The organism is Paraglaciecola sp. G1-13 (genome assembly GCF_055809255.1).
Genome location: NZ_CM147903.1, coordinates 5,099,879 through 5,117,994, shown reverse-complemented (window position 1 = coordinate 5,117,994; position 18,116 = coordinate 5,099,879). Strand labels below are relative to the sequence as shown.

The window sequence follows — 18,116 nt, the reverse complement described above, 5'->3', positions numbered from 1 at the left end:
CATTTATCGTCTGATAATCCAAAAAGAGCACCCGTTATGACTACCAACGTTAATAAAGTACATTCTTTAGAGACTGCAGCATTAATTAAGAAAGCCCAGGAGACGCTAGTTGCCAATGACTTAGGTGGCTACACCGTACCAACACACGGTCTGTACCCTTTTCAATGGAACTGGGACTCCGCTATTACTGCATTAGGTTGGAAGCATTTCGACGAACCACGTGCTTGGCAAGAAATCGAAGTTTTGTTCGACGGCCAGTGGGATAACGGCATGGTGCCGCACATACTATTTCATCAAGACTCCACCACGTACTTTCCTGGTCCAGACATTTGGGGCTCTGACAAACGCGTGAAAAGTACTTCTATTTCCCAGCCGCCGGTTGTGGCCACTGTCATGAAAGACATGTTAGATACGGCGGACGATAAAGCCTTTGCTTTGAGTAAAGTTGAGTCACTGTTTTCGAGCTTAGTGGACTATCACTTATGGTGGTATAACGAGCGTGACCCGCTAAATACTGGCTTAGTGGTAAGCTACCACCCGTGGGAATCAGGCATGGACAACAGCCCCGCATGGGATGAAGCCTTGCACGATGTACCTTGCGTAGATTGGGCCTACGAGCGCCGCGACTTAGGTCATGTCAACTCAGCCCAGCGCCCCCATAAAAGCGAATATGACCGCTTCTTGTTCTTGGTCGACTTCTTTAAAAAGCACAAATTCGACAGCGAAGTGATCTTCAATGAGTGCCCCTATAAAGTGAACGACATCGGTATCATTTCGATATTGCACAGAGGCAGTAAAGATATACTCGCTTTGGGTGAAACCTTAGGTATTAAAGACGATCGCTTAGACGTTATCGCTCAACGTATTGCCCTCACTGAAAATGCCATTAATACCCTGTGGTGTCCTGAAGCAGAATACTTCTATTGCCGAAACGTACTCACTGACACCCTATGTAAAGTGCGTACCTCTGCCGGGATGTTAACCGTGTTTGCAGGTTTGGCTGATGCCAAGCAAAAAGACATTTTGAACAGCAAAGCCAAACAATGGAACGAAGCCAGCCAGTATTGTATGGCGTCAACTCACCCCGAAGAAAGCCGCTACGAACCCCAGCGTTACTGGCGCGGGCCTATCTGGTTACACATTAACTGGATGATTGCACTGGGCTTTGAAGCTGAAGGTTACCAACAAACCGCAGATAAATTACGCAATGACTGCCGCGCCCTCGTTGACTTGTCAGGCTATTACGAATACTTCAACCCTGAAACAGGCGAAGGTTGTGGCGGTAAAGACTTTTCATGGACAGCCGCCATCGCCTTGCATTGGTTACTGTAAGGGCAACAAGAAAATGAATATCACGAATAACACCCCATCGTTTCATGCTCCAGCGTTTTTGGTTGAGCATATTAATGACACGCTTAAATTTTATGAAACTAACGTAGACGACCCCCATGGCGGTTTTTACCAAAACTTTTTAGACAATGGCGAGGTGTTCGACAAAGGCACTCGTCACTTAGTCAGCTCAACCCGTTTTGTGTTTAATTACGCCCGTGCGTACCAAGAATTTCGCACTCCGAAATACCTTGAGCGGGTCAAGTCGGGTATCGAATTCATTCGTAATGCCCATTATGTACCTGAAACGGGTGGCTATAATTGGTTATTAACTGTGCAAGACGGTGACGTGACGGTGCAAGACCAAACCAATCACTGCTATGGTTTTGCATTTGTGATCCTGGCCTACAGCTGGGCGCTGCGGGTGGGTGTTATAGAAGCTCGCGAGTACCTGAACGAAACATGGAATACCATGGAGCAACACTTCTGGGATGCACAAGCCGGTTTATACAAAGACCAATGCAACGCCGATTTTAGCGTGTGCGATAACTACCGCGGGCAAAATGCCAACATGCACACCTGTGAAGCGTTGATAGCAGCGTATGAAGCCAGCGGCGAGCGCCACTTTCTTGATCGCGCCATCGCCCTAGCAGATAAAATGACCAACCAACAAGCTGCCCTTATGGGTGGTTTGATTTGGGAACATTACGACCTCAACTGGCAAGTGGACCTTGAATACAACAAAGACGATCCGAAAAACCTGTTTCGTCCTTGGGGTTTTCAACCGGGTCACCAAACAGAATGGTCAAAGCTATTGTTGTTTATCACTAGGCACGACCCGCAGCCTTGGTTAGTCGAGCGCGCTAAAGCCTTGTTCGATGAATCACTTGCCGTCGCGTGGGACAAAGAGCATGGCGGGATATTCTATGGGTTCGCCCCAGATATGAGTATTTGTGATAACGAAAAATACTTTTGGGTTCAGGCGGAATCTATGTGCTGCGCCGCATATTTGTACCACCATACTGGTGACGCTACCTACGCGGATTGGTACAACAAAATTTGGCAATACTCATGGCAGCATATGGTTGATCACCAATACGGCGCTTGGTTCAGAATACTGACCCACGACAACCAAAAAATTGATCAGCTTAAAAGCCCAATCGGTAAAACTGACTACCACACCATGGGTGCTTGCTACGACGTACTCGAACTAGTGCGCCGCCACCCAATGGCGTAAATAACACCACGCTTAGCTGTCGCAACGCTTGTAAACGCAATAAGCAATGCCAGCCCGGCAAAAAGGTAACAGGTAGTACTAGCCTGCATGAAACACTGTGTCCCCCTTGGTTTCATGCGGGCTTTTTATTGTTTGCTTATCAGTGCAATGACTCGCCTGAGCATAACATTGGTATTAACCAGCGAACTTATGCCAAGGCCCTTTGATGGCTAGGGTTCTGGTAGGTGAATACAAATTAACAAACAAGACTGAACCATCAGGCGAGAAACACGCCCCAGCCAATTCGGTTTGCATATGTAAACGCGCAAAATCGTATGCTTCACCTTTCGGGGTAACACCGCGTAAGTGGTTTTCTACCACGTCAGTATATTGGTCTTCGCACACCAAAAGATGGCCGTAAGGAGTAACGGTCAGGTTATCGCCGAAGTTGTACAACGATTCATCCTCGCTTTGTAAGAACAGCTGCAACCTGCCCGGCGCGTCAGCCTCTTGTGGCTGGCCCTCGAAAGCCGATGGCTGATAGCGCATAATCTGCCCTAACTGCTTGCTACCGCCATTGGTGCAGCAAAAATACAATTCGTTGTCTCCCCAGTGGATCCCCTCACCACGAGCAAACAAAGCGGCCCCGTCTTTATAACCTCGAGCACGCAAGTCGTCTTCAGGGCTTTCGGGGTTATCTAAGTTTACCCAATGGGCATCTACCCATTCTTGTAGCGGCATCTGCTGAGCTTCCCAATTGCGCGTATCGTAACCTTGGCTGCCTTTAACGCCGTTAGTACCGTTGAGCACTAGAGCTTGCAGTTGGCCGCCTTGGTCGAGCTGCCCGCGCTGATGAGGAATAAATCGATAGAACAAACTGTCGCCGCGATCCTCTGTCAAATACACAATCCCCGTGCGTGGGTCTACCGCAGCGGCTTCATGGTTAAAGCGCCCCATGGCGGTTAACGGCTTTGGCTCAATTAAGCCGTTTGCCGTGGCTGGCACTTCAAAAATATAACCATGGGACTTGGCGACACCTACACCTGCTTTAAGCACTGACTCTTCACAGGTTAACCACGTATTCCAAGGGGTCGCACCACCTGCGCAATTACGCACCGTGCCAACCAAGGTTAAAAACTGCTCTTCAAGGGTTTGGGTTTTCAGGTTGTACACCAGTTTACTGGTCCCCCCAGGTAGCGCCACGCCATCGTCGGTCTGATCATAAGCCATGGTGCTCTTATGCTGCTGAATGCTCTGCTCAGCTTTGATTAAGTCGCGTGGATGCAACTCATGGTTACGAATAAGCGCCACGCGCTCTTCGTCCAATGGGAAACAGCCCATGCCGTCGGCTCTATCCGGCACGGTGAAACCATCAGACATTTTTTCACCTAACTGAGAAATAACCTGATAATTAAAGCCAGCTGGCAAATCTAAAACCTGTTTGGGATCAGCCAATAACGGGCCAAACCCATGCGTACTGGCTAATGCAGAAGCCGCGTTCACTTTTCCAAAATAACTTGCCGTTAAACCACCAAACGCCAATGCACTTGCACCCAAAGTAAACTGTCTTCTTGTTACCATAATCTTGCCTAAACCGTTGAAATGAAATCAAACACAAAATGTGATGTTATCACATAATATTATTTAAATTGTTCGTTAATGCTGTTAAAGCGTGATTATAAAAGGCAAATACCACAGCAATATGACAACGTGGTTTTATCCGTTAGGCGCAATAAAAGCCAAAAATTGGCTATGAGCAAACATCCCCAATAATAAAACCAAATAACAGTGGAAAATACGCTGTATTTCATTAGAATCAGCGCTCACAAAATGAAGCACCCTTAGCTCAGCTGGGTAAGCGCCAGTCGGCGCAGCCGATGAGAAGTGATTTAACATCACGTCGAGAGGAGCGAACGGAAGTACAGGATGTACGCGCGCTGGGGGAATATCATCATGGACGTGTTTACGCCATAGTAAAAAGAGTAACCCCAAGTTTTATATTGAAAATAGCAGTACCGATACAGCATGTATCAAACAACAAAATATGCACCCGTAGCTCAGCTGGATAGAGCGTTGCCCTCCGGAGGCAAAGGTCGCGCGTTCGAATCGCGCCGGGTGCACCATCTCCAAATTCAAAAATACCTCCCATTCTCCTTTAAAGATCAATTTCAGAATTCGACTCTATTATTTATTGGTGCGCTTGGCCGATTTGAACGCGATCGTTCGACCAAAATGTCAGGAACATTTTGGAACGTCGCTTGCGACGGCCCGTAGGGTAAAATACATGGACGTATTTTATACTCCTGTCGGGTGCACCATTGTCGTGCTATCGCATTGAAGCGACTCACCGAACGCAGTGATTGCTGATATCTGAAATGCCGTTAGCACAGGTGAGTTAAACTGCCTGACGACGTTAATGACGACCTATCAAATCAAATTCCTCTAATAGAACCCATATTTAGAACGTCTCCAATACCCCAACTTGTACGAACAAACGATTTGGCACCCGATAGGTAAGAACCTGTGTTGCGTTCGACTAAAACGTCGGGAACGTTTTAGGACATGCGTAGCATGGTTGCGAAGCGACGACCACCATGGATGGTGGGAGCAATCGCGCTGCGGCAACTCCGTTGTGGGTGCACCATTGACGTGCTATCGCATTGAAGCGACTCGCCGAACGCAGTGAGAGCTGATATCTGGAATGCCGTTAGCACAGGTGAGTTAAACAGCCTGACGACATTAATGACGACCTATGAAATTAAATTCCTCTATTAGAACCCCATATTTAGAACGTCTTCAGTACCCCAACTTGCCCGAATAAACGACTTAGCACCCGATAGGTAAGAACCTGTGTTGCGTTCGACTAAAACGTCGGGAACGTTTTAGGACATGCGTAGCATGGTCGCGAAGGGACGACCGCCATGGATGGTGGAAGCAATCGCGTCGGGTGTACCATTTCTAGAGGCCTGCAGGCCAACTCAAGAAAAGCGCATCATTAAAAACTCGATCTGTGTAGCAAATATGTAGCGACTTAATACTATTTTATTAAAGTGACCTATTTACATTAATTTTTCGCGTCTGTATTTTGGTCGACAAAATCTTACTTGCTGTAGTTCAAATTTTTTCAGGAATGTTTTACTTTGTGCCAATTCAGGCAAATAATGACTGTCTCTTAAACGATTGCGCCGAACTTCCCGGCTGATGGTGCTGTGACTAACACACAACCGTTTTCCTATTTCCCGATAACTGAAACCCTCGCGCAAGTAGGCCTCTATCTGATATCTTTGTCCTTCGATCAACTGCTTGTAACTCATGGTGATACTCTTTTTGTTTGGCGACTTAAGAATACCACCAACAGGCAGTTGTTCGTCTATCCCTAATTAACCATGAGTGGTGCACTTATTATCTGAATTCGGTTATCAGTATTACAATAGGATTTGAATATAAACGATTGGTCTGCTAATGACCGAGGATTAGACAATCCAGTCTTTAGCCTCCTAATATTGTTATCATTTATTTTGCCCATCGCATCACTGAAAATTTAATTCTGTTCTGCCCCCAATACTTAGATAAATAATTTTGTTTTAGTTTTGATGCTAGTTAAAAATTAAGGTTTGCAATCAAATAAGAGAAGCAATTTGCTAAATTTATTGTAAAGCTTATGTTTAGTGCAATTTTAATTCGCCGCCAAACCTTTCAGTAAAGTTAGCTCTTGTGCCTGAATCAGTGTTGCCTAGAGCGCGTTGAATACGATGAAAAAGCCTGATATAAGAATGTTGCTGAAGAATTGGTAGGATATAATCAGCTTTATCTATGCTCAAGCCATCGTATTTTTGTAGCAGAGCGGTGATCTTATCAGTGAGTCCTTTTTTTTCTATTTTATCCTGCTCAATTAAAAATTTAATAAAATACATAACGGTGAATGGCATTGTATTGTTGTAATAAGATTTGCCTTTAATTTTGTTTGAATGGCATATAATTTTATTATCAGCCAATAAATTATTTGGAACTCTTGTGTCCAAAGCTAGATAATATAATATATCTGCGTCCTTAAATGTTGACTCCACAAAGTAATCGAATTTGTCATTCAACTTAATGTGTAGTGTAATTTGGTTTTCACCATCAAAGCTTTGAATGAAATGTACTAATCCATATGTTTCACAAATTCTGATTGCAGCCTCAATATTTTGAGTTTCATAATCGAATAGTGAAGCAATACACTCAATGAAAATCTCAAACGATGCTGTATGAAGCCTTTTAATTAACTGATAAATGCGTAAAAAAATGAATCCATACCATTTCCCCTTCCCATTCTTGTAATAAAATAGGTTGAAATAAATATTCCCGTGACCAGACGTGTCGATCCCATTTTTTGAATTTAGATACAGTTTCCCATTTAAAAACTTATTTCGGTTATTCCAACTATTTGCATTTACATGAAGTTCGCTTGGCTCTGAACTATTTTTAATACTAACCTCAGCCCTCGAAACATAGCTCAGTAAGTTAATCAACGATAGACGATTATATAAAAAATCTCGCATGTTGTAATTTACAGATAATTGAGTCTTCATGGGGTTTCTATCTTCATCAATGGCAGAAAGTGCGTGGTCCATTGCTCTGCTAATAGGTTTGAATTGTTCCGCTGCATTCGAAAGCTTTGTATCCAAGATATAAGTAAATCTTTTCCCTGTAACGGTTTCACAACATGATGGTGTTAATGTATTAACTAAAGGTTCGTCGTCATCCTTTAACTGAGCACCAAGTGAGATTCGCTCGAGCAAATCTTCGTGTGTTCTTGGTCGCATTAACGTGATGTAACTAATATCGTGCGGGCATTTTTTAAAGCAATAATTTTTTATTTGGTGCAAAAACTCTTCATAAAGTTCAGCCCCTACTGCTTTGTTTATATCAATGTTGTCACTACCGTCAATAAAAACTGCTAGTTTCTTTTTTGTAGTAGATAGAAATTCTTTGAGAGCATCGGCAAGTGCTTTTGCATTTTGAAATTGCTTTCTTTGTTCATTATTTTTTTTCTGAGCATTGGCAACCCACTCATCCATCAAATAAGAACGTTTTGCATCTGATTTTTCATAACTTTTAATTCTGTCTCTTATATCTTTCACCTCGTCTTTTAATGAAACGTTAGTGAGGTTTGTATGCGATGCTTTTAATAATTTTTTGAAGCTAATATCACTTTCAGAACTTAGCAATTGCATTAATTCATATATATCCTTGTGCTCATCATTCTCAGAGAATTTACACATTACATATGCTAAAAATAAATCCAAGAAATCATCTAAGGTTATCCTAACTGCGCCAGCAGCAGTCGATGTTATCCAAGATTCGTATAGTTTATGTACGTCGCACCTCAACCAAAGGATATTATTTTTTTGCAATTCCTCATAGTGCCTATAAAGGTAAACTAGGAGTGTAGCCGTTTTACCAGAACCTCTTTCACCAACAATTACACAAGGTTTGCCAGTCGCTACCGAGTAATTTAGAGCAACATCTACTTTAGATAAGTTGCTTTCGTCTCCATCATTATCAACGAATACATCACTCAAAAAATATTTCTTTCCTGGCCTAAAGTGGGTATTAACAAAGTATTCTCTTATATCCTGCAAAAACTGTGAAATATGTAATTCTTTAGTGTGCGCGAAATAGTCTTTCGAATTGTCTATGCTATAGGCACCTTTTAATTTATCTTGGAAGCTGGGAAAGTCTAAAGGGTGAATAAATGTATCGTCAATAAATTCGTTTTCTTCCCAGACTTTTTTGTTATTAAAAACTTCAAGAAATTTTTTAAAATTATTGCTATCGGTCATATCTGAACATCCTTTTATTAAGGGCGTTTCCCAAACTGTAAATTTGTTCTAGAACATATTGGTTAACATTTGAGTCAGGGAAGGTTTCTTCGTCTCCTATAGCGTCGACTACTTCATCGATGCATTCCAGCACTGATGGATGAATAAAAGGCAAAGATTTGAGTTTAAAGCTCTTTAATTGGCGAGATAAATCAAAGCACTGTTCTTGAACATGTTCATTGAAGTCTATTACAGACAGTAAGTTCCATAAATCTCTGCAAATCTTTCGTTCTTCCAGTACTTTTTCTTTGAAAAATGAGTCTCTTAGTTCTTTTTCTTTCAGAAACCAATTTTTAGTAATTTCTGGTACAATATTTTTTGCTAAGTAAACTGTAAATGTTAGTGCGCTGAGAAAAACTATTGAGGTATCAATCATATTCTTTTCGCAGAAGCGTCCTTATTTTTGCGCAAAATGGCCTGACCATAGGCTTCAAGTTAACTAATAGAAACTAAAAGCTAAATTGTACTTTAGAAAGTTAGTATAAAGTTTCAAGAGATCAAGAAGCTAACATAGACAGCCATCCTTAGAATCCTGCAAAATCAAAGCTAACATAGGCAGCCATCTTTAGAATAGTATAAAAAACTCTCCTGCTTAGAACGGAAAATCCCCCTAAACAAGCGTTAATGTACTTTTGAGTTAATGATTGAGAAATTACATAAATTACATAGACACCCATCTTTAGAGTCGTATGAAAAAGCACACCTGCTCAGAAGGGGGTATACCCCTCAACAAGCGTTAAAGTACTTTGGAGTTTAATGATTGGGGATTTTTACTGGAAAAGTGAGCGTTGAGGAAGGAAACGGCGCGCGAGGTCATTTTTTGGCAAGCGTCAATGCTACAAGAGATACATTAGATGTGTCAGTTGTAATGTTTTATGCGAGCGTTAACAACTCTCTCGCTTTGGTCATACCTCGCAGCCGTTGATGATGGGTGTGGCGTTTAAATGCATTCATCATTTGCTCAGCGCCAGCAGCGTAGCAGAAGTGTTTTTCGAACTCAGTGGTTAAGGTTAACCATTGAGCAGCGTCTAATCCTAATCTTTGTAGAATAGGGCTGTTAGTGTTATCGATATGACCGGCCTTGTCATCACGAATGCATCGACCTGTCGTGTCTACCAATTCACAATAGTCTTTGAGCGAATATGCGATACCTCGAGGTATATTTTCACGAGGGTTTCCTACAAACGGCATTAACACGTTCGGTTGTGGTTGTTGGTTTTTAATGGCGTGAATGCGCTTTTTGATACTGGTGTGCTTTGATGTTTCGGGTGTTTTTGCCATTTTTGCCCGAATGGGATTTAAGTCCACATAGGCCAAACACGCTAACACCGCACTTTCATCGAGTAGTGCCTGTGATTTAAATCGCCCCTCCCACTAATTTATCAGGAGTAAATTAGAACAGCTTTAGCTGGCCCGCAGGGAGAGCGCCAAGGATGGCGGCGAATAAAAACGGCCAGTGCAACCATCCTCTTTATTAGCTTCACGAGCAATATGCTCATTTAAATCACGCATAAACCAGCTTATGTCGTACAAACGTTGCCGATAGGTTTCAACGGTCTCATCAAAGGTGATTAGCTCTCCTTGGCTCAGCGTATCGCCCTTCATAAATTTCTGAGTCAGCAATGTGCCTCTGTGCAGCTTGTGATAGCGCCTCAACACTTCATGCCTATCCCAATGAGCAGCCATTGCTTTATCCACACATAGCACCATGTGAGTCTACTTCAGGCATCCTGCCTTACGCCCTTCGGGCCAGCTAAAGCTGTTGTAAAATGTTCCCGACATTTTTACTGATTATTCATGACCGCATAGGCACAAATGTCGATGGAAAATACCGTAGATAAAAACAACAAACGCTCTTCTACCCAACCACGGCGATGCTCGTAACTCTGGCCAGAGTATTTATCTATTCCACACAAGAAAGAACGCCGCACACAGCGGGAAACGCAATGACAAATTTATCGGGAATAAAATTTGAACAGCTTTAGCTGGCTTCGAAGAAGTGAACGACATGGATGTTGTGAATAAAATAGGGGTATCGATTAAACTAATTTGGCTTTTTCGAGGTTGAGGCACAATCCATCTACCCGATAAAAATGATACACCAATCAAGTCTATTTAAGCCCTGAAAATTGACCATTTTTATCATGGGTGTCTTTATATTGTTTGGTGTCTTTATATTGTTTTTTATATCGTTCTTTGAAGTAATCAGCCCATCAAACCAACTGGTTTTAATCAATCCGGTGGTTTTATTAGCAACTAACACAGACAGCCATCTTTAGATTCGAAAACAAGTAACACAGACAGCCAAGTAACACAGACAGCCATCTTTAGATTCGTATAAAAAACTCTTCTGCTTAGAAGGGGGGAAGACCCCTCAACAAGCATTAAAGTACTTTTCATTTGAACGATTAGGGATTTCTACTGGAATATTAAGCGTGGAAGGAGAAAATCCAGCGCAAGGTCAATTTTCAGGCAAGGGATTAGGCTACAAGATATGCATGATATGTAATGTTCGAAATTGATTTATGCGCGCCTTAATAACTCTCTCGCTTTGGTCATTCCCCGCAGCCGTTGATGATGAGTGTGGCGTTTAAATACATTCATCATTTGCTCAGCGCCAGCAGCGTAGCAGAAGTGTTTTTCGAACTCCGTGGTTAAGGTTAACCATTGAGCAGAGTCTAATCCCAATCGTTGAAGAATAGGACTGTGGATATTATCGATATGACCGGCCTTATCATCACGAATGCATCGGCCTGTCGTGTCTACCAATTCACAATAGTCTTTGAGTGAGTAAGCGATACCTCGAGGCATATTTTCACGATGATTTCCTACAAAGGGCATTAAAGCAATCGGTTGCTCTCGTTTATTTTTAGCCGCCTGAGCACGTTTTTTGATACTGGTGTGCTTTGATGTTTCGGGTGTTTTTGCCATTTTTGCACGAATGGGGTTTAAATCTACATAGGCCATACACGCCAGAAGGGCACTCTCATCTAACAGCGCTTGGGACTTAAATCGTCCTTCCCAAAAACGCCCGGTGCAGCCATCCTCTTTATTGGCTTCACGAGCAATATACTCATTCAAATCACGCATAAACCAGCTTATGTCGTACAGACGTCTTCGGTAGGTTTCAACGGTCTCATCAAAAGTGATTAGCTCTCCTTGGCTCAGCGTATCGCCGTTCATAAATTTCTGAGTCAGCAAAGTGCCTCTGTGTAGCTTGTGATAGCGCCTCAACACTTCATCGCTATTCCAATTGTCAGCCATTGTTTTACTCACACATAGCACCACATGCGTGTGATTATTCATGACCGCATAGGCACAAATATCTATGGCGAATACCGTAGACAAAAACAACAAACGCTCTTCAACCCAGCCTCGGCGATGCTCGTAACTTTGCCCAGAATGCGTATCGACTCCGCACAAGAACGACTGCCTTACGCAGCGGGAAACACAATGGTAATAAGGCGTATCGATTAAACTAATTTGGCTTTTTCGAGGTTGAGGCATAATCCATCTACCTGACTAAATGAAACACACATCAAGTCTAGCTTAGCCCTGAAAATTGACCATTTTTATTATGGGTGTCTCTATATTGATGGGTGTCTCTATATTGTCTCTATATTGTTTATTCACCGAATGAAAATACGCGCTCATAAAGTGTGACAGAGCGTCCTTGAACACTGACCGATGCACGCAAGGTTAAATGCCTGAGATGCTCACGCACATCAGACCAATCCACAAGAACAACCGGCATGGGGTTAGCACCGCAAAGCAAGCGAGCGTGCCAACGGTAGATGTCGAGCCGTTCATTATGTAGATTGTTATTACCAAGCAGCCTGTCGATGCGTTTGTTGTTGTGTTTCGGGGCCACGGAGCCTGAGATATTGCGTCCTAATTCGGTCAACGACAGTTGCTGACCATCTAGCAAAGATTGGATGGCAACCATCAAAGAGGAAAGACGTTTGGCATGTAGATTAGGGCATTGTTTTTTAAGCAAATCGTGTAAGATATGAATATCACGCATGGTGTTATTCTTTGTAGGTAGCAGCTTAGTTAGTTTTTGGCGAAATCCTCTTTCTTGATAAAAGACGTCAAATAACGTCATGCGTGTCTATATTATTGTTTCTGCTCATAATTATGAGGAGGGTCGTTAGATTGAGGCGTTATGCATCAAAATCGAGCATCATCAAGGAGTGTTATGTATGGTTGCACCGAGAGTATTTATCTCATATTCACATGATTCAGCTGAACATAAAAGTTGGGTTTTAGATTTCGCGACGACTCTTCGTAATCGTGGTATAGATGCAGTTCTTGATCAATGGGATTTGCGTCCAGGTGACGATCTGCCACATTTTATGGAAACAGAATTAGAAAAATGTGATTACGTAATAATCGTTTGTTCAGAAACATATGTTGCTAAAGCCAACGCTGGCACAGGCGGCGTTGGTTATGAAAAAATGATCGTTACTGCGTCACTACTTACAAAAATAGACAGCAATATAATTATTCCTGTTATCCGGCAGTCATCGTCGATCGATCTTCCTACATTCTTGAAGACTAAACTATATATTAACTTTTCCAATGATTCTGAAGTTGAATATTCACTTGATGAGTTGCTTAGAGTTCTTTTAAATGCACCATTGTTTGAAAAGCCTGAAATTGGGGCGAGCCCGTTTATGCCGCTACAAGGTTCTAAGCCTGATAGAACTGCTGACGGTCTGAAAGCTGCGATGACGGCTATTTCAGCAGCATTTGAGAGAAGTCATATAGATGGGTTAACTATTGGCCAGATAAAGAACTTCACAGCTATCCACCGTCTGAAATTAGAACGTTATTTGAGTCAAGCGGAACAAGAAGGGTTAGTCGAAAGAAATGTTCTTGGGCAATACTCTGTGACAGACGACGGCTTCGAATACCTTGTTAGTCATGGAGTAGTTGATGCATAGCAAACGATTGAAATCGGACATATACAAGAGCGGTTTTCGCCTATTAATCGGGTGTTAAAATCATCAAACATGAACGGCTGGTATTCGCTCACAGAAGTCAGTCGCGTAACCAAGTTAGCCCAACTAAGAAGTTTACATTCTGTCAAATCAGACATCTCTTAGCTTTACAATTTTGATAAATATGGTTTGAGTCATTCAAATTTAAGATTTAGTACAGTTATTTACAGAACTCCAAGTAAAAGCTAAGCAGCCACCAAAGCGTCTTGCCCAGAGCAAAGCGCTAAGCGCCATTCGTGAACACGCGTGACGATCTACTCACAACAGAATCATTTACCTAGAAAGCCCGACACTCGTCACACAGCCGCCTATTCATTTAGTTCACTGAAGAAGTCCTTATACTGCTCTCGCAACTCCACCTTTCTGACTTTCCCTGTGCCTGTAACCGGTAGGGTTTCGCAGATAAAAATGGCTTTGGGGACTTCGAATTGCCCTAGCTGGGCTTTGCAGTGCGCTTCGATAAGAGCAAGGTCAGCTTCATTGAAGGTTGTGCTGATAATGCAGGCACACACGGCTTCGCCCCAATGGGGGTGGCTCACGCCGAAAGCGGCTGCGCGCTCGATGCCCTCTAGTAATTCCAAGGCTTGCTCTACCTTTTGTGATGAGACATTTTCGCCACCGGATTTTATTGTGTCTTTTATGCGATCAATAAACAGCAGTTGGCCTTGGTTATCGATTAAGCCGATATCCCCCGTGTGATGCCAGCCGAATTTGCCCGCCTCTTCCGTGGCTTGCTCGTTCTTATAATAGCCACGCATAACTTGTGGCCCGCGCCATACGATCTCACCCGCTTCGCCGTTTGGCAGCTCGTTGCCTTGCGTATCAATAATCGCTTGCTCACCAGTGCACACTGGCACGCCCCAATAATTACCTTCGCTGAATTCGGTTGGGGTTTTATCTCGATACATACAGGCAACAGGAGCGAACTCGGTTTGGCCGCTGCCCAAATGCATCTGGCAACCAAAGACTTTGCGCACTTTTTCTAGGCTTTTACTATTCATAGCAGCCATGGAATACACCCCTAATTTGAAATGTTGAAAGTCGCGCTGTTCAACATTCGGCGTGGCGAGCAGTGCATGCCACATCATGGGCATAAACACGGCGGTTTCGATTTTTTCCTGCTCAAGGCTATCCACGATGACGTTAGGGTCAAATGCAGCGTGCAGCACAGTACAGCCCCCGCGCATCATGACTGGGTGTAGCACAGCCAAGGCCGCACAATGAAACAACGGCAGCACCAACAACATACGGTTATAGCGATTTAACTCAAGCTCAATGACACCGGTTAACGCCGCTATGGTCAGGGCCAGATGGGATGACTCAACCGCTTTAGGCCGTGACGTGGTGCCCGAGGTGTAGATCATGTGGGCCGTATCTCTGTCCTCAATAATACGATCATTAATCTCTTGCTCACTTTGATTATCAAGCAGCGCTTCTAAGCTGTAATCAGACTTGCCCTTGGTATTGCCCATTTGCACGGTCAGCTTGATGTGTGGATTACCTTGGGTGCTGGCGTGCACTAGCTCGGTAAACATCGCTTCGTAAATAACCGCTGAGGTTCCGCTGTGTTCAAGGTTGTAGCGCACATCGTCCACGCCTTGCATAAAGTTAATGGGTACAGCAATGACACCAAGTTTGTAGCAGGCAAAGTACACGGTGAGCATGTCGCGCTGATTAGTGGAGAATAACGCTAATTTATCCCCTTGTTTAACGCCCTTTTCGATTAAGCCGTGTGCCAACTGATTCACCCGCCGATTTAACGCGTTATAACTAGTTACTCGGCGCATTCCTTCCGGAAAATCCACAATAGCGGGCAGCTCGCCACTGTCTCTGCTGCGCTTACGAAGCAGGTCACCTAAGGCAACGCGCTCTATCAGGTTTCTATTCAATGCGTGGTTATTCATCTTCACATCCTTCGTTGATATTGTGCTGCGCGTTAGCGCAAAACCTTGGGCGGCGCTGAGCGATGAAAGCCGTCCCACGTTGTGCTGTTAACAGGTGCGGTTTGGCCAAGTGGTGCAAGTGCAGGGGCTGAGCCCATACTGGCTGCGCCGTCCACCCATATAGATTGGCCACTAATGAAATTGGCGCCTGGGCTCATTAAAAAACAAATCAGCGACGAGATTTCTGCTTCGCTAGCAATACGCCCCAGGGGGACTGCATGTTTTAGATTGTTTATCGCGGCCTGCATCTCTTGGGGGTAGGTATCAAGGCCAGAAGAGGCCACCCAACCCGGCGCTACCGTATTCACTCGCACGCCATATCGGCCCCACTCCCACGCGGCCGTTTTAGTGAGGTTCTCGACACCTGCGCGGGCAGCACCAGAGTGCCCCATACCCGGCATGCCGTTTTTATTATCCGCGGTGATATTGACTATGCTGCCGCCATGAGCTTTGAAGTGCTGTTTAAACAGTTCTCTGGCCATCAAAAAGCCGCCCACTAGGTTGGTTTGCACCACGCTTTCAAAGCCTTTTTTGCTGATGGCCTCTAGTGGCGCGCGAAATTGCCCACCGGCAATATTCAACAAGCCATGCACGTGCTCATGGGCTTTTAAAATGGCGCTTACAGTGGTGATGACCTGCTCTTCATCGCGGATATCCAGAGCGAAATAGTCTGCACTTCCGCCATCATCGATGATCTCATTACTGGTACACTGCAATTTTTCTAGATTGCGGCCAAGCAGAACTACGCTCGCCCCTAAACTCGCCAATTCGTGGGCGGTGCAGCGACCAATTCCACTGCCGCCTCCCGTGACAACATATGTTTGCCCAGCAAAGCTGTTTGCCCTTAAGCAAGATTGATAGCCCATGGCTTTCCCCTCAATTCGCAGCTGATCATAGTCAAGCGCGTCAATTTCGCTATCTTCTTAGCACGCGAACTCATCACATGTTTTCCCAGCTTTTTGGCACCCTAACCGGCATCGACAACAACATTTGCGCGGCTGCCTTGCCTTGGGTATCGGTTCTGAGTGACGCGGTGCCGCCACCGCCCAGCGCTTGGGTCATAAAGAAGTTAAACCCGTTTATGCCTGGCAGGTTATAGCGCAAGACGTGCCCTTCAATTTGATGGGCAAAGTAGGTCGCGACAGCCTGCTCAGTCACTTGCTGGTAAAGCACAGGTAAGAATTTAGGCTCTCGCGCTATAAGCCCAATATTGACGTTATCGCCTTTATCACCGCTACGGGCATAAGCCAATTTAACCAGCGGCACGCTGATCAGCGACTCACAGCTTGCAGCATCAGAGCTTGTAACGTGAGCTTTAACAACATCTGGCGAAAATTGCGCAGCCTCGATAGGGGTAGATGACTCAGGGGTCAGGTAGCATTGGGTGAAAAGCACGGTTTTGTTTAATTGCACCGTAACGGGTACGTCTGACTTCTCAATCAGCGTTGAATGTACGCGAATCAATGGTTGCGGTTTGGGCCGCCCAGCCCCAAAACCACTCATGCCCGGCGCTGCTGAGGTGGCTAAATAGGCAATTTCACTGGCGGCAAAGTGCAATGCCACCTTGTTATCGTGATGCAAACCAAACTTGGCAATGACCTCCCGAGTATTTTGGGCTTTTGCGTGGGGGCCGTAGGTATCTTCTGCACCCATAATTTCGATACTGGTGCGCCGATAACCGCTTAACCCTTTTGCAGCAAAGGCTCGCTCGGTGCGCTTAACAAGGGCGTTTATATTGACTCTGGCTTTGTCTGCTGCTCGCTCGCCTCCCATAAAGAAAGAGCTTATCAACTTGTAGCCATCAACGTAGGTAGCGCACACCTTATACTGATTACCCGGCGCTCGTCCCTTTGCTCCTGAAACGCTGACCCTATCTTTGCCTGTTTGGGTAAGGGTGATATTGCTAAAGTCACAGGCGACATCTGGCAATAAATAATTCGCTGGGTCGCCTATTTCATACAAAACCTGTTCACCGATCGTGGCCTCAGTCACCATGCCACCAGTGTTTGGCACTATGCCTACCTCGAACGCGCCGTTGGCGCTCACTTGGGCAATAGGGTAGCTCATGGTGGAAAAGTCAGGCACCAAATGCCAGTCAGTGAAGTTACCGCCGGTGCACTGGGCACCGCACTCTAAAATATGCCCCGCCAATGCGCCTTGGGCCAGTTTATCGTAATCGTTTTCTTGCCAATTAAACTCGTGCATAAGCGGCCCTATCACTAAGGCACTGTCGACTACGCGCCCGGTTACCACCACATCTGCACCAGCCGCTAAGGCGTCGGCGATGGGGCGCGCACCTAAATAGGCGTTCATGCTGGCTAAGCGCTCGGGTAAAGGCTGCCCAGTTTGCATTTCTGCAAGGTCGTCGCTGTTCAGATTGGAGCGATTGGCGGATAGGTCATCACCGTATACCCCTGCAATATTCAAGCTAATATCAAGCTCGCTGCATAACTGCTCAAGTGCCTTTATGCAGCTTGGTACATTCATACCACCGGCATTGGCTATCACTTTTATGCCCTTTAGGGCGCAATCGGCCAGCACGTCTTTCATCGCCACGGTGACGAAATCCACGGCGTAGCCGTAATCGCTGTTTTTGGCTTTGGCTTGAGACAAGATAGCCATAGTGACTTCGGCTAAATAATCAAATACCAAGTAGTCAATATTGCCATCGTCCACCAGCTGGCGAGCCGATAGCTGGCTGTCACCATAAAAGGCCGATGCACCGCCAATTCTTACTGTTTTGTTGCTCATAAACGTCCTC

Annotated in this window: 10 protein-coding genes, 1 tRNA gene and 3 pseudogenes; 4 read left to right on the top strand and 10 right to left on the bottom strand. The window is 44.7% G+C overall.

Annotation, left to right across the window (positions count from 1 at the left end):
- Window positions 1-36 precede the first annotated feature (36 nt).
- Together AC0L6N_RS21810 and AC0L6N_RS21805 are read left to right on the top strand one after the other, a co-directional pair.
- Window positions 37-1,332: an MGH1-like glycoside hydrolase domain-containing protein gene (locus AC0L6N_RS21810; protein WP_473477670.1), complete on the top strand. Its 1,296-nt coding sequence runs from the start codon at window positions 37-39 to the stop codon at window positions 1,330-1,332.
- 13 nt (window positions 1,333-1,345) lie between these two features.
- Window positions 1,346-2,566 carry an AGE family epimerase/isomerase gene (locus tag AC0L6N_RS21805; RefSeq protein WP_473477668.1) on the top strand — a complete coding sequence of 407 codons (1,221 nt, stop codon included), beginning with the start codon at window positions 1,346-1,348 and terminating at the stop codon, window positions 2,564-2,566.
- Window positions 2,567-2,740: 174 nt separating this feature from the next.
- Here the strand turns inward: AC0L6N_RS21805 and AC0L6N_RS21800 are convergent, their stop codons facing one another.
- The gene (locus AC0L6N_RS21800; protein ID WP_473477666.1) at window positions 2,741-4,126 is read right to left on the bottom strand and encodes an alkaline phosphatase PhoX; all 1,386 of its coding nucleotides are present in this window, start codon (window positions 4,124-4,126) and stop codon (window positions 2,741-2,743) included.
- A gap of 465 nt (window positions 4,127-4,591) precedes the next feature.
- Here AC0L6N_RS21800 and AC0L6N_RS21795 point away from each other — a divergent pair.
- Window positions 4,592-4,668 (top strand) — tRNA-Arg (locus AC0L6N_RS21795).
- 1,056 nt (window positions 4,669-5,724) lie between these two features.
- On the opposite strand, the pseudogene AC0L6N_RS21790 reads toward AC0L6N_RS21795, so the two are convergent.
- From AC0L6N_RS21790 to AC0L6N_RS21765, 6 genes and pseudogenes are all read right to left on the bottom strand, one after another.
- Window positions 5,725-5,865 (bottom strand): annotated as a pseudogene (locus AC0L6N_RS21790) (helix-turn-helix domain-containing protein); the annotation flags it as partial.
- Window positions 5,866-6,210: 345 nt separating this feature from the next.
- Window positions 6,211-8,370: a hypothetical protein gene (locus AC0L6N_RS21785; protein ID WP_473477663.1), complete on the bottom strand. Its 2,160-nt coding sequence runs from the start codon at window positions 8,368-8,370 to the stop codon at window positions 6,211-6,213.
- On the bottom strand, window positions 8,360-8,785 hold the full coding sequence (locus AC0L6N_RS21780; RefSeq protein ID WP_473477661.1) for a hypothetical protein: 426 nt from the start codon (window positions 8,783-8,785) through the stop codon (window positions 8,360-8,362). Before AC0L6N_RS21780 ends, AC0L6N_RS21785 begins: the two co-directional genes overlap by 11 nt.
- Before the next feature lie 497 nt (window positions 8,786-9,282).
- Window positions 9,283-10,482, bottom strand: a pseudogene (locus AC0L6N_RS21775) (transposase).
- A 450-nt stretch (window positions 10,483-10,932) separates the two neighbouring features.
- On the bottom strand, window positions 10,933-11,916 hold the full coding sequence (locus AC0L6N_RS21770; protein ID WP_473477658.1) for a transposase: 984 nt from the start codon (window positions 11,914-11,916) through the stop codon (window positions 10,933-10,935).
- A 127-nt stretch (window positions 11,917-12,043) separates the two neighbouring features.
- Window positions 12,044-12,433, bottom strand: a pseudogene (locus AC0L6N_RS21765) (IS4 family transposase); the annotation flags it as partial.
- A gap of 178 nt (window positions 12,434-12,611) precedes the next feature.
- On the opposite strand from AC0L6N_RS21765, the gene AC0L6N_RS21760 reads away from it, so the two are divergent.
- Window positions 12,612-13,355 carry a toll/interleukin-1 receptor domain-containing protein gene (locus AC0L6N_RS21760; protein WP_473477655.1) on the top strand — a complete coding sequence of 248 codons (744 nt, stop codon included), beginning with the start codon at window positions 12,612-12,614 and terminating at the stop codon, window positions 13,353-13,355.
- Between the two features lie 365 nt (window positions 13,356-13,720).
- Here the strand turns inward: AC0L6N_RS21760 and AC0L6N_RS21755 are convergent, their stop codons facing one another.
- From AC0L6N_RS21755 to AC0L6N_RS21745, 3 genes are all read right to left on the bottom strand, one after another.
- Window positions 13,721-15,316 (bottom strand): class I adenylate-forming enzyme family protein, encoded by a 1,596-nt coding sequence (locus tag AC0L6N_RS21755; protein ID WP_473477653.1) that lies wholly within the window; start codon window positions 15,314-15,316, stop codon window positions 13,721-13,723.
- 32 nt (window positions 15,317-15,348) lie between these two features.
- Window positions 15,349-16,221: an SDR family oxidoreductase gene (locus AC0L6N_RS21750; RefSeq protein ID WP_473477650.1), complete on the bottom strand. Its 873-nt coding sequence runs from the start codon at window positions 16,219-16,221 to the stop codon at window positions 15,349-15,351.
- Between the two features lie 73 nt (window positions 16,222-16,294).
- Window positions 16,295-18,106, bottom strand: coding sequence for an acyclic terpene utilization AtuA family protein (locus tag AC0L6N_RS21745; RefSeq protein ID WP_473477647.1), 1,812 nt, complete (start codon window positions 18,104-18,106; stop codon window positions 16,295-16,297).
- Window positions 18,107-18,116: the final 10 nt, after the last annotated feature.